General features: G+C 40.9%; 11 protein-coding genes. 3 read left to right on the forward strand and 8 right to left on the reverse strand.

Going from position 1 to position 12974, the window contains the following annotated elements; all coding sequences use genetic code 11:
* Positions 1-16 precede the first annotated feature (16 nt).
* From infA to aat, 3 genes are all read right to left on the reverse strand, one after another.
* Positions 17-235, reverse strand: coding sequence for a translation initiation factor IF-1 (gene infA, locus HQQ94_RS11190; protein ID WP_011865366.1), 219 nt, complete (start codon positions 233-235; stop codon positions 17-19).
* A 138-nt stretch (positions 236-373) separates the two neighbouring features.
* On the reverse strand, positions 374-1084 hold the full coding sequence (locus HQQ94_RS11195; protein ID WP_173294502.1) for an arginyltransferase: 711 nt from the start codon (positions 1082-1084) through the stop codon (positions 374-376).
* Positions 1074-1784, reverse strand: coding sequence for a leucyl/phenylalanyl-tRNA--protein transferase (gene aat, locus HQQ94_RS11200; protein WP_173294503.1), 711 nt, complete (start codon positions 1782-1784; stop codon positions 1074-1076). The genes HQQ94_RS11195 and aat overlap by 11 nt, the downstream gene beginning before the upstream one ends.
* A 55-nt stretch (positions 1785-1839) precedes the next feature.
* Here aat and HQQ94_RS11205 point away from each other — a divergent pair, with 55 nt between their 5' ends.
* Positions 1840-2316 carry a glycine zipper 2TM domain-containing protein gene (locus HQQ94_RS11205; protein WP_173294504.1) on the forward strand — a complete coding sequence of 159 codons (477 nt, stop codon included), beginning with the start codon at positions 1840-1842 and terminating at the stop codon, positions 2314-2316.
* Positions 2317-2384: 68 nt separating this feature from the next.
* Here HQQ94_RS11205 and HQQ94_RS11210 read toward each other — a convergent pair whose 3' ends face one another.
* Positions 2385-2723: a hypothetical protein gene (locus HQQ94_RS11210; RefSeq protein WP_173294505.1), complete on the reverse strand. Its 339-nt coding sequence runs from the start codon at positions 2721-2723 to the stop codon at positions 2385-2387.
* 235 nt (positions 2724-2958) lie between these two features.
* Here HQQ94_RS11210 and HQQ94_RS11215 point away from each other — a divergent pair, with 235 nt between their 5' ends.
* On the forward strand, positions 2959-3711 hold the full coding sequence (locus HQQ94_RS11215) for a Nif3-like dinuclear metal center hexameric protein (protein ID WP_173294506.1): 753 nt from the start codon (positions 2959-2961) through the stop codon (positions 3709-3711).
* Positions 3712-3785: 74 nt separating this feature from the next.
* Here the strand turns inward: HQQ94_RS11215 and dsbB are convergent, their stop codons facing one another.
* Positions 3786-4310 carry a disulfide bond formation protein DsbB gene (dsbB, locus tag HQQ94_RS11220; RefSeq protein WP_173294507.1) on the reverse strand — a complete coding sequence of 175 codons (525 nt, stop codon included), beginning with the start codon at positions 4308-4310 and terminating at the stop codon, positions 3786-3788.
* Between the two features lie 87 nt (positions 4311-4397).
* On the reverse strand, positions 4398-5975 hold the full coding sequence (gene nhaB, locus HQQ94_RS11225) for a sodium/proton antiporter NhaB (protein ID WP_173294508.1): 1578 nt from the start codon (positions 5973-5975) through the stop codon (positions 4398-4400).
* 262 nt (positions 5976-6237) lie between these two features.
* On the opposite strand from nhaB, the gene fadR reads away from it, so the two are divergent.
* Positions 6238-6987 (forward strand): fatty acid metabolism transcriptional regulator FadR, encoded by a 750-nt coding sequence (gene fadR, locus HQQ94_RS11230; protein ID WP_173294509.1) that lies wholly within the window; start codon positions 6238-6240, stop codon positions 6985-6987.
* 49 nt (positions 6988-7036) lie between these two features.
* Here fadR and HQQ94_RS11235 read toward each other — a convergent pair whose 3' ends face one another.
* Positions 7037-10885 carry a translocation/assembly module TamB domain-containing protein gene (locus HQQ94_RS11235; protein WP_173294510.1) on the reverse strand — a complete coding sequence of 1283 codons (3849 nt, stop codon included), beginning with the start codon at positions 10883-10885 and terminating at the stop codon, positions 7037-7039.
* A complete protein-coding gene (locus HQQ94_RS11240; protein WP_173294511.1) occupies positions 10882-12723 on the reverse strand; it encodes an autotransporter assembly complex family protein in 1842 nt (613 codons plus the stop codon). Before HQQ94_RS11240 ends, HQQ94_RS11235 begins: the two co-directional genes overlap by 4 nt.
* Positions 12724-12974: the final 251 nt, after the last annotated feature.

The following is a 12974-nucleotide window of genomic DNA, read 5'->3' on the forward strand; positions in this document are numbered from 1 at the left end:
TTTGGGTCTAGCTAACTTAGCGTGAACGGAAGACGATGCGACCTTTGCTCAAATCGTAAGGGGTCAGCTGAACCGTAACTTTGTCACCGGTCAGAATTCGAATGTAGTTTTTACGCATTTTACCTGAGATGTGTGCGATCACGACATGACCGTTCTCTAGCTCTACACGGAACATTGTGTTCGGCAAGGTTTCAAGGATCGTGCCTTGCATCTCAATGTTGTCTTCTTTCGCCATTAATCAGTTATCCTGTTAGCCTTCAAGTTTTAAATCGGGCATATCATGCCGCAAAATCCGCTTGTTGTAAAGAGAATGCCATCGTAAGAGCGACATTTGATTTTTGATTTAATACTCTTTATAAAATGAAAATACTGTTTACTCATCAGATATTTGCTGCCACCCATTTGAGGTTAATAGCTGATAAGGTAGGTAGCTTCGTTTGTAATTCATTTTTCTCGACTCATCAATTTGGTAGCCAAGATAAACAAAATCCTTATTCATTAATTTAGCCAGACGACATTGAATGAGGATCAGTAGCGATCCTAATGAACGTTTATGTTCATCAGGGCTGAAAAAACTATAAATTGCAGAAAGGCTATTTGGCATGACATCAGTCACAGCCACGCCAATCAGTTCTTGGTTATTCCACAGCTCAACAAAGATAGGCGTAAGCCAGCCTGCGTCGATAAAATGTTGATATTGTTCTCTGGACGCGGGGTACATGGGGCCATCTTGGTGTCGTTCATTGATATAACGTGCATAAAGGTCGTAATGGTATTCTTGTTGCTTATCGGCTATTTTCCAAATGATATCTTTATTATTTTTTAAGGTACGCTTCTGGCGTTTTGAAGGAGTAAATAATGTGGCTGGGATCCGAATGGGTAAACATGCACTACAATTCGGGCATTGGGGTTTGTATATTGTTCCACCACTGCGCCTGAAGCCAAATGCCAGCAGTTGTTCGAACAGATCCAAGTTGATGGATTCTTCTTGCAGGACTAATAACTGCTCTAGTTGATGTTCGAGATAGCTACAGGAAAAAGCTTGTGTGACTCCAACTGAAATAGGCTGTGATTTAAAGCTCAAGTGATACCTCTGACTTTTCCCAAGTATTGGGGGCGACGCTGAGATCTCGAAAACGGTTAAGCAAAATAAGAAAATCTTTTCTTTTCAATGCAGTTGCCCCAAGAGAGATTAAATGTGGGTTCATCACTTGTGCATCGATAAGTTTAAACCCTTGGGTGTGTAAATGTTGATGTAGCATGAGCATAGCGGCTTTAGACGCATTAGTGTGGATATGGAACATCGACTCACCACAAAAAACTTGACCAATGCCCAAGCCATATAATCCACCGATTAATTGATTGCCATCCCAAACTTCAATGGAGTGAGCCTGACCTAATTCATGCAGTGCTGTGTATGCATCTTGGATCCCTTGGGTTATCCACGTCCCATTTTGTGATGTTCTCGGGGCGGCACACGCTTCAATGACTTGGGAAAATGCAAGGTTTATACTGTATGTCCAATCTTGTTTTTTGAGGTATTTAATGAGTGAGCGACTGGCTTTCATGGTGCCGGGGATAAATACAGCTCTTGGATCTGGAGACCACCATAATATGGGGTCCTCTGCATTAAACCAAGGAAAAATGCCTTCATAATAAGCATTCAATAAGCGTTTGGGTTGCAAGTCTCCGCCGACGGCCAACAGGCCATTAGGATCAGTTAGCGCTAATTCCGGCGAGGGAAACGGCTCGAGTGTATGATTTAAATAAGACAGTGAGTTCACAATTGAGTAAGATTATATTAATTAGCCTTCTTTATACGTTAGCGGAAAAATCATAATGTTGAAACCTTGGATTGCCAGCTTAAGCTTAATTTGTTTATTGATGAGTGTATTGGGTCCTGTTGAAGCAGGATATACCCGTGATCAAGCTGTACCTGTAGAACAAGTTCAATATGGACATGTCATTTCGGTTCGAAATATTACTCAAAAGCAATTGGTTGAAGATCAAAATACAGGGTGGAAAACCTTTGGTGGAGCTTTAGTTGGCGGGGTTATTGGTCATCAATTTGGTGGCGGTAGCGGTCAAGATGTGGCGACAGTATTAGGAGCATTGTTGGGTGCTGGTATCGGGAACCGCTATGGAGATAGCAGTTATTATGAGTCGTTAAAGCTGGTTGAGTTAATGATTAAACAAGAAGACGGCAAAGAGGTTATGATTATTCAGGATCTCGATTCTGGTATGATTTTTAATGCAGGTGACGAGGTCAGGGTGGTGTACCTTACAGGTCGTGTTAGAGTTGACATCGCAATGTGATGTCAATTCTAAACTTAAAAGGAGCGCTAAGGCTCCATTTTAAGTGAGTTTTTTTATTCTTTAAACAATTAAAAACCGCGAGGTAATTGACCTTGACCTGCAAGTTTGTCGCGCCAGAATTCTTTCGGTTTTTTTCCTCCATTCACATGTGTTTTTTTAGTTGTTGGCGTTTTAGATTTCGTTGTTTTTGCGATTGGCGTTACTTTCTTTTTCGAAGCAGGTTTTGGTGCAGTTTGTTTGCCAGAGAGTGCATCAAGCATACTTTCGAGTTCATTAAAGCGAAGGGATTTACCGCCATCGATGTTATACCAGCTACCTTTTTGTTCAATCATTACCGTACGATTTTCTTTCGTTGCAAGGGCAGACTCTAACGCACTGATAACTTCTTCTTTGGTCAGTTTTGACATAGCTACAACCTATTTCTTGTCGTGTTTGTTTAAAGGTTTTGATCATTTTTATAAGTGAAACAGCTTAAAGACCAACTTTTACTAAATTTTGGCAATTTTAATCGATTTTATGAGCCTATTGCGCTTAAAATCATCGTTAACACTTATCTCTAGTTCATCTACTTACTTTCATTAGTATAGTTAATAATTATTTTTTGATGAGTTACACTGCGATAAAATATCAAGAGGTCACTTTATGACGCGAATAGAATTAAGCCAATATCTTGCCGATTTATTACAAATTTCCATGTACAAAGACTACGCACCAAATGGACTTCAGGTTGAAGGTTGCGCTGAAATATCAACTATAGTGACAGGGGTGACAGCATGCCAAGCGTTAATTGAACAGGCTGTGGTACTAAATGCGGATGCAATCTTAGTTCATCATGGTTTCTTTTGGAAAGGTGAGCCTGATGTGATAACAGGCATGAAACAGAAAAGAATAAAATCTCTTTTGAATAATGATATTAATTTGTTTGGTTACCATCTTCCACTAGATGCTCACCCTATATTAGGCAACAATGCCCAGTTAGCGGGTAAACTGGGTATTAAAGATGCTAAAGCCTTAAAAGGGGTTGCACAAGGGCTGATTTGGCAAGGGCGTTTAGACCATCCAATGTCAGCTAATGATTTCTCGACGAAATTGAATCAAGTCTTAGAGAGAGCCCCTTTGCATATTGGTAAGGACAATGATGAGATACAGACGTTAGCTTGGTGTACCGGTGGCGCGCAAGATTATATCGACATTGCCGCAGATCTGGATGTTGATGCTTTCATCAGCGGCGAAGTGTCTGAGCGTACTTATCACAGTGCTGTTGAATTAGGGATCCATTATTTTGCAGCGGGTCATCATGCTACCGAGCGTTATGGCATTCAGGCGCTAGGGGCGCATCTGGCGAATGAATTTAATTTAGTGCATCATTTTGTTGATATTCATAATCCGGTGTAGCACTTCTTTATAGAGAAGCTTGATATGGGATAAATAACGCTCTTACGGGCGTTCTTTATCACCACAAAACCGACTTAACGTGTTTTACTCAAAGTAGGAATAATAAAGACAACCATCGCAATGAGATAAACAGAAAAAGCCACAATCATCCATTGTCCCATTGTGATCGACAACATTTCCCACGGGATATCAGTGCACATACCGGTAGGCATAAATAGAGAAGGGATCCATTCGTGAAGCGGCATCCAAGTGGGAAATTCGGGTAAAAAAGCGCAAGTTGAAAAAGGGGATGGGTTGGTCTGCATATCGACTAATTCTAGGGCAAGCTTTAATCCCCAAGCCGCACTTCCTCCCCAAGCTATGATAGCTAAAAGTCGCATTACTCTATTTTTATGACCTAAAACTCCCATTAATCCAGCCGCCAAAATGCCGAATATGGCGATACGTTGATAGACACACATCACGCAAGGATCTAATTTCATCACATATTGGAAAAAAAGGGCACAAAGTTCAAGCCCGAGTGCTGTTCCAGCTAATATAAGCCAAGCAAGCCGTGATTGTGCGAATTGGGTGACTTGATTCAATATCAGACTCTCCATTTTGGTTATTAAAAAACGCCCAAGTAGGGCGTTTATAAGACTTTTACTTGTTAATAAAGTTCAGTTTAACTGAATTAGTTTTCTCATTTAGTGTGTTAGTGAGGTGCTATTGGCCACTGAATGATGGGTGATGATTTGATGATCATAAAAGTATTGTGTCATCTGTTCTAATCCACCGAATTGAATGGCTAGCACACCCACAATTGATAATACGATGGTGTATGGAACAGCCATCCACACCATGCGTCCATAGGATAGGCGAATGAGGGGAGCGATTGCTGATGTGAGTAGGAACAAGAAGGCGGCTTGGCCATTAGGAGTTGCCACTGAAGGTAAGTTTGTTCCTGTATTAATTGCCACAGCAAGTAAGTCAAATTGTTCTCGGGTTATTTGGCCTGACAGGAGAGCTGCTTTGACTTCATTAATATACACGGTGCCAACAAACACATTGTCACTGACCATAGAAAGCAAACCGTTGGCAATGTAGAAGATAACTAATTGTGTGTTGCCTTCATAACTCAATGCCCATTGAATCACTGGTGCAAATAATTGTTGGTCAATAATGACGCCGACAATGGCAAAAAACACAGCCAGAAGCGCGGTAAATGGTAGGGCTTCTTCAAATGCTTTACCCAGTGCATGTTCGTGTGTGACGCCATTAAATGCGGTGGTCAAGATGATGACCGACAGACCGATGAGACCGACAGATGCTAAATGAAAAGCTAATCCTATTATTAACCAAACGCCTACTAAGGCTTGTATGACGAGCTTCATCTTATCATGATTAGTACGCCTTGCATCTTCATGAGAGGCGTAATCGGATAGGATTTTATGCACAGCTGAGGGAAGTTCTTGTCCATAGTCAAACACTTTATATTTTTCGACTAAGAAACACGTAAAGATCCCAGCAAAAAATACTGGGATCGTCACCGGAGACATACGTATTGCAAATTCGCCAAATTGCCAATTAGCTTGAGCAGCAATAATCAAATTCTGTGGCTCTCCGACCATAGTGCATACGCCGCCTAATGCCGTGCCTATACCAGCATGCATCAGTAGATTTCTTAAAAAACCACGAAATGCACTTAATTCATTTTCACATAACTGCTGATGTCCCTCGGAGGTATGATCATGATCGTCGGTGAAGTGCTTGCCCGATGCGACCTTATGATAGATGGAGTAAAATCCGACGGCAACAGCAATAATCACGGCAATGACGGTTAATGCATCAAGGAAAGCAGATAAAAAAGCGGACGCGATACAGAACATTAACGAGACAACAATTTTAGACTTTATTTTCGTGATCATCTTAGTAAAAACATATAAGAGCAGTTGCTTCATAAAGTAGATACCTGCCACCATAAAAACAAGCAGTAACAATACCTCTAAGTTTGCTTCTATTTCATGGAACACTTGGCTTGGCGATGTCATGCCGACTGCCACAGCTTCGATGGCAAGGAGTCCGCCTGGTTGGAGTGGGTAGCATTTTAATGCCATTGCTAACGTGAAAATAAACTCAAGAATTAATAACCACCCAGCAATAAATGGATCGATATAAAAGACCATCGGATTAATGATTAAAAATGATAAAATTGCGATTTTGAACCACTTAGGCGAATGACCTAAGAAGTTATCAATAAACGCCTGACTCATAGTCACAGGCATGGCACCCTCTCTACATTAATGGATATGATGATAAACCATTTTAGTTTAGCGTAAAGAGACGAGTATTTAATAGCTTATTGACATTTAAAGAGTAAAATTGTGATTTTTTACATAAAACCATCCATTTTGAGTGGTTATTGGTCAATTTTTTCACGTTAAATTTTGTTCTTTCACTGTTTTAATTTAGAAAGGTTTCCATTTATCCTCTCTCTGGTATGATCAGTAGATAATAAAGGTAAATTTAATGTGGAAAATACCCCTGATGACAATTGTCCAAAACGCTCCGCCGGTGGCAAAGAACAAAGATATTATCGAAGCCAAAGGGCCCGCGAGTTTTGCTGAGAAATATATTGTCCGCTCTATCTGGGAGGAAAAATTTCCACCGGGTTCAATATTACCTGCAGAAAGAGAACTCTCAGAACTTATTGGGGTTACGCGCACAACATTACGTGAAGTACTGCAACGATTAGCACGTGATGGTTGGTTGACGATACAACATGGTAAACCCACCAAGGTGAATGATATTTGGGAGACATCAGGCTTAAATGTATTGGAAACCATAGCGGATTTGAACCCAGCAGGTGAGCCTGTGTTACTCGAACAGCTGCTTTCAGCTCGAACCAATATTAGTGCTATCTATTTTAAAGGGGCTGTTCGCTATAATGCTGACAAAGTGTTAGAAGCATTGCACACACTCGGTACACTCAATAATGATCCTAAAGCGTATGTTGAGTTTGATTATCAGCTTCATCGTAGCTTGGCGTATAATTCAGGTAATCCACTTTATGTATTAATTTTAAATGGGTTTAAAGGACTTTATAGCAGAGTCGGTGAAGATTACTTTGCTATAGATAAAGCTCGAGAGTTAGCTTTTAAGTTTTATGAGTCTTTACAACAACTTGCTAAAGATAAAAATCATAATGCAATCCCCGCATTAATGCGCAGCTATGGGATAAATAGTGGAAAAGTGTGGCAACAATTTAAAAACAGTCAGACAAACTTTGCAGAATAATGCTAGGTGCCCGATAAAAACAGTCAATAAGCATTTTTATCGGGGGTCATCAATCGATATCGAAGTTATAGTAGATGTCGAGTGATTGTTCGATGTTACCGGATACCGTTTCTAGGTAGAGCTGAGATAAAAGATAATACCTTACTGTCACCTCATAGCCAGGGTTAAAGACTCCCACTCCATATTTGACCATTAAGTCTTCTCCAATAAAGGCACTAATTGCCACGCGACCATCATCATTGGCGTTAAGTTGAACATTTGAAAAGCCTATTTTTTCGATAAGATCGGTGGCAGAGTGGCTAATGTTATTGACCGCAGAGCCACCGAGTTGGTTACCAAGACTTAATGCTGCTACCATCATCAAACTATTATTTTGGTTACCATCACTGTCTTTAATTGCCCCTCCTTTTAGGATGTAAGAGAGGATCTCACCTTGATCTTTTGTTGGTGATGAAAACAGTGTGACGATAGGTTTTAGTGGTGTTCCAGTGATCCTGACTCCAGCAATTACTTCTTCTTCTTTGATTTCTCTAACAGCTTCGATATTTAGATTCGGGATGTCCAGTGGGCCAATAAACTGCACTTCGCCGGTTTTAATTGCTAGCGTTTGACCTAAAAATGTATAATTACCGTCTATGACGCGAATATCTCCATAAAGAAGCGGCGGCCTGAATGCTGCTTGTTTTAAATCTAATGTTCCCGCTAATTTACCCGTTAACCCCATGCCATCGATTTTCAGTTTATCGAATACATTGATCTTCACATTAGCTGTGATAGCTAATGGGTTGTGTGCCACATCGCCTGATGAAATACTGTCTTCAAATACAACATCTTGAGACTCGGCAACCCCACCTTCGGATAATTGAGCAACTTTGATATTACCTGAGATAATATTGAGGATACCTTGAACATCCACTAGATTTTTCTGGAAATGTATTGTTAAGTCAGGTGAGACATTAATCATGGCTAGTGGAGGTTGAATGATGGCTAAGTTTTCACCATTAAATTTAATGTCTCCCGTAAACTTATCATGAGCCCAGTTAAGCTGCCCAGCCAGATCTGCTTTCCCTTCTCCCATTAACCAATGGCCGTTGACTTTGGCTTCTTGGCCTGATAATGACAGTGAAAGGTCGATATCTTCAAGCAAAGTTGGATTCGCTGCAATGAGCAGTTCTCCTTTTTTAAGTGACACTTCACCTGATATATCAGGTTTATCTAACGTCCCTGCTATGGTCAATTCACTGGAGATTTTACCTTTAAGGCTTTCCAGTTGTGGCATAAATTCAGATAACGATGCTAGGTTAATTTGGTGTAATTTAGTGTAACCTGAAATGGCCCTGTCTGGGCTGACATTGATATTTAATTGACCCTCCCAGTTAGCGATATCATAGGAATCGAACCTTATTTGAGTCGACAGTGTTTCGGGGTCAAGCGCTGCCTGCAGATTAAGCACCTTATAACCAATATCAACATTATTATGATTATGATTTAGGCTAATATAACCAGGATCAAAATTAAGCTCTACAAAGCCAGTAGGCTTACTATCCGGTTGCCATGAAAGTTGTGAGTTGAGCTTAGCGGGTGCTTCCCATGTTACATTTTCTGGTAAAAAAGGAGCGAGTAACGCACCAACATTGCCGGTAAAACTGACGCTAGTTTCTCCCTTATTACCCAGTTCTGCAGTGTTATCAAGACACAATGAGCCATCTTTATGTTGCCAGCAAAATGGGTTAATGGCGCCAAATTGCTGTGTATTGTTCCAAGTGATCTCGAAAGGGGCTTTGAGATCCCATGGGCCTATTATGGAATCTAGACTGAAAGTACGGATTTCGGCATTGATAGCTTCAATGTCAGGATCAAACTGTGAATAAATTTCAGTATTGAGTTGCAGCTCACCTAATGTGTCTAAAGCGAGTTGTTGATTACTTTCATCGCCGTCAATGTTGAACATAATGGCGTCGAGTTTTATTTTTTGCCATGTGAAGTCATTAGCCTTAAGTGACAAGTCAAATTGATGGGCATTTTGTGGAAAATAATGTCCTTTTATGTGTGCTTTTCCAAGCTCGAACTGTTCAAATGTTAAGTCTAATGCGTTGGCCGTCATGTCTATTTTTGGCTGTCCATTAGGTCCTGATACTTTGATGTCTGCTTTGATTGTGCCATTGGCACTTGGGTGCCAAAGATTAAGATCCGGTATATCGAGTAACGCATTAATAGCCCAGTGCTCTTTTACTGTACCAGACATGGTTAACATAGATTGTAACGCACTGAATACTAAACTGTTTGAACTGATGTTTAACTCATCATTAATGGTTATGTCACCCAATAAATGAAAGGGATAGCCTTGTAATTCGCCTGTTAAATTTGATTGAGAGAGGCCCACTTGCCATTTTTTATTATCGAAAGTCCCCTTGGTGTGTAGTTGTCCTGTGATGAGGCTGGTTGGCAGAGGATTTTCTAAATCTAAAACCAGTTGTTCAATCTTTATATCCTTAAGGCTAATATTAGTGTCCCAAGTGAATACATTGTCATAGTTGACTTCCCCTGAGGCGACAAGTTCTCCGATATCTCCTTTTGCATTGAGGTGATTTATCTTTAATTGAGTGCCAAAATGCTCAAATTGCGTGTTTATATCTAATGGTGGTTGATAGGGGGTATTGATAACACTGGATAATGTAATCGATTGATGATTCAGATCCCCATTAGTTGCTAAGATGATTGATTGACCTGTATAAAGCGGCTTATCTAATGGCCAGCTTAGCTGCCGAGCGTTGAGGTTAAGATGGTAAGGCAGGTGTGGGGATGCCAAACCGATATCACCGTCAAGTGAAAAGTCAACCTGCCCAGCTCCCGTAGCATTAATGGCGAGTTTGTTAAACCCTCCTTTAGCTTCCAGTTTGACTATTTGAGCACCCATCTCAGGGAATTCGTTAATGCGGCGAGCATCGAGGGCGACTGATAAATCCATCGGGTAATCATCTTTGAGGGATATGTCACCTTTTAAGTTAACGTTACCGTCGCTATGATCAAGCTGCAAGTTTTCCACGTGTACAAGAAAGTTGTGATAACTTGCTTGCAGATTAATCTGCTTAAATTTATCTTCACGCTTGCCGAGTTTGAGCCGACTATCGTGTATTTTGGCACTAGAGACAAAAATGGGAATAGGGATAAATACTCTCGGTAGATGAGCCATCGCCCATTTGTTATCTTGGGGAGTCTGTTTGTTAATGGGATCCGTTTCTTCGCTCGACTCTGGAATCGACACGAATAGACCCGTGGTATTAAGATAGTTGACCCTAATACCCGTTTGCTGCCATTGAGCTTGAGTGCGCAATGCACTGACATTAAATTGCATATCATTGACGCTAACCTCAACGTTGGCGAGTTCGGCCAGCTGAAGATCGATACCAAAAGGCAAGATGAGTACTTTCTCTGTTTCGAGATGATCTGTTTCGAGATCATCTATTGGGCTGTTATCGCGGGCTAATGTATCCGTGTCGATGTTGACTAATACGCCAGATGCTGAAAGTTCATCTATGCAAACTTGCTTTTTCAATAGACACATGGGAAGCCATTTAAGGTTTAGTTCCTTGATATCCACACTGATCCCGTTCATTTCCCAATGAGTGTCTTTGACCTTGAGTTGGCTGTTTATTGTGCCTGTTACATAGGTAATATTCAGATCGGGGACTAATATATCGGCCAATAATACGGTGATCCGGCTGCCGAAATGAGTACCAATTAATATGGCAATAAGGATCAATACACTAAGCGGGATATAGATGATTAGCCTAGAAAGAGCTTTAAAGCTGCGCCAACAAAGCATAGGTAGGCTCGCGGTGTTTAATTGACTGTCTTCTTGTGCGTGATGAGGTTCTGGATGTGAGGGCTGGTTCATAATTCAGTGCCCATGGTAAGATGGATACGCCAAGGGCGATCCATGGTATCTGTCTCTTTTAAGCCAACACCGACATCAAATTTAATCGGGCCGATAGGTGAGATCCAATGAACCCCACCGCCTACCGATACTATAGGTTCAATTTGGTCTGTATCAAATGCGTTGCCCGCATCGATAAAACTGGCTAAACGCCAAGTGGGGGTCAGGTAGTATTGGTACTCAAGGCTACCCACTATAAGGTAGCTACCGCCGACCACTTGCCGTGTTTGTTCGCCAGTTGCGCTGGTATAATCTAAATAAGGCCCGAGCGCTTGATAACCGTAACCACGAATACTTTGATCTCCACCGGCAAAATAGCGTAGTGATGGAGGGATAAAAGGCAAATCTTCATCAGCGGCTAAGTTAAACCCTAAATCGAGTCTGGATACCAGTCGGTGTTTATCAAAGAAAGTATCAATCCACTTATACTTGGTTTGGAGTCTGGTTAGGCGCGCTGTTGAGCCTAAATTAGGATCAGCATACTCGATACTGTAATACTGAAAAAAGCCAGATTTAGGATCTAAACTGTTATCGCCTCGGATAGTTTTGGAGATACTGGTCCCAAGGAGGATAAATGTGGGGTCATAATCAACTTCAGATTGCGTGTAATATTCACGAATTGCTTCGATTGAGTAATTAAGTACCCATTGATCTGCCAATCTTTGCTGACGAATGATCCCCAGTAGACGTTTGTTTCCTTCTAACTCTCCGGTGTTGGTGAAAGTGTTATTACTGGGGTCATAAACTTGAGTGGCACCATATTTATCTCTTAACATGCCAATACGGAATTTTAGTTGATCATCTAAGGGATGGCTTAACGGAATAGTATAAGTGGTTAAAAACTTTGGCTTATCGGGAGCCCACTCTACACTGGTTTCTTGTGAATGGCCAAAACGATTGATTTGAGGTGTGCGCCAAGTGACTCTTACTCTAGGCTCTATACCAGTCTCATTGGTATCACCGATGTCGACACCGAAACCTAATTCAATTGAATGGCTAGGTTTTGAAGAAAGATCGACTTTAATTGGGATAATTAAATCAGTTGATTTATTGACCTGTGGGAGAACTTTAACGTTGGCAAAATATCCCGTATCGAGTAACTCTCGATTTAATGCGCTAAGACGGGTTGTACTGTATGGACTATTGAGCTTGAAAGGGATCAATGTTCGCATTACATTATCATTCAATGTTTGTCCTTCAAAGTTGATTTCACCAATACGGTAACGTTGACCTGAATCATAATGCAGTGTCAGTCTTGCGGTGTTGAGATCGCGGTTGATTTTGATCGAAGATTCAATATATTTACCATCAAAATAACCACGTGATAGCGCCAAAGTGATCAACTGAGATTTTAGCTGTTCATAGGTGCCATGGTTGACGATATCACCGGGTTTGACGGTGCGTGTGTTTAACCAATTAATCATTACTGGATCATTGAGGATTTGTCCTTCTAAGTGCATATCGATCCATTGAATTAATGTTGGGGGACCTGGCGTAATAGAAAGATTGAGTGCCCAAGCTCCTTGTTCCGGTGACAATACTTCCTGTTCAACCTTACCATGATAATAGCCAAGCGAATGCAGCGCAGCAATGGCGCTATCTTCAGTGTTAAAAATAAAAGTTCTGCGTTGAACGATTGACGTGGGTAAAGGACCTAAATGCGCGCGGATATTGGTGTCTAACTCATCGGAACCCCCTTTGATGTTTAATGTTAACCAATCATTGGCCTGTACTGAAAAAGAGCACATTAAAGTAGAGATAAGAATGAGGCTAATCGGCCATAAGTCTAAAGTACGCATATGTAACAAAGAAACTCTAATGAATGTTGGGTGAATACTGTGCCTATTGTCGCTAGATTATCGAATGCAGGCAAGTTGATGAAGGTAATTAACGCGATAAATGATGACAAACAGGAGAAATATTATAAATAAAATGAGTAAGTGGCTCAATATACCAAAATACTAAGTCTAATATTGGAGATGAGAAACCTATCTTTGTTTAATTAATGAGTGAATAAGAGGTGTTTCTTCATGCTAACAACGAGAAAATA

Source organism: Shewanella sp. VB17, assembly GCF_013248905.1.
In the GTDB taxonomy this organism is placed as follows: domain Bacteria; phylum Pseudomonadota; class Gammaproteobacteria; order Enterobacterales; family Shewanellaceae; genus Shewanella.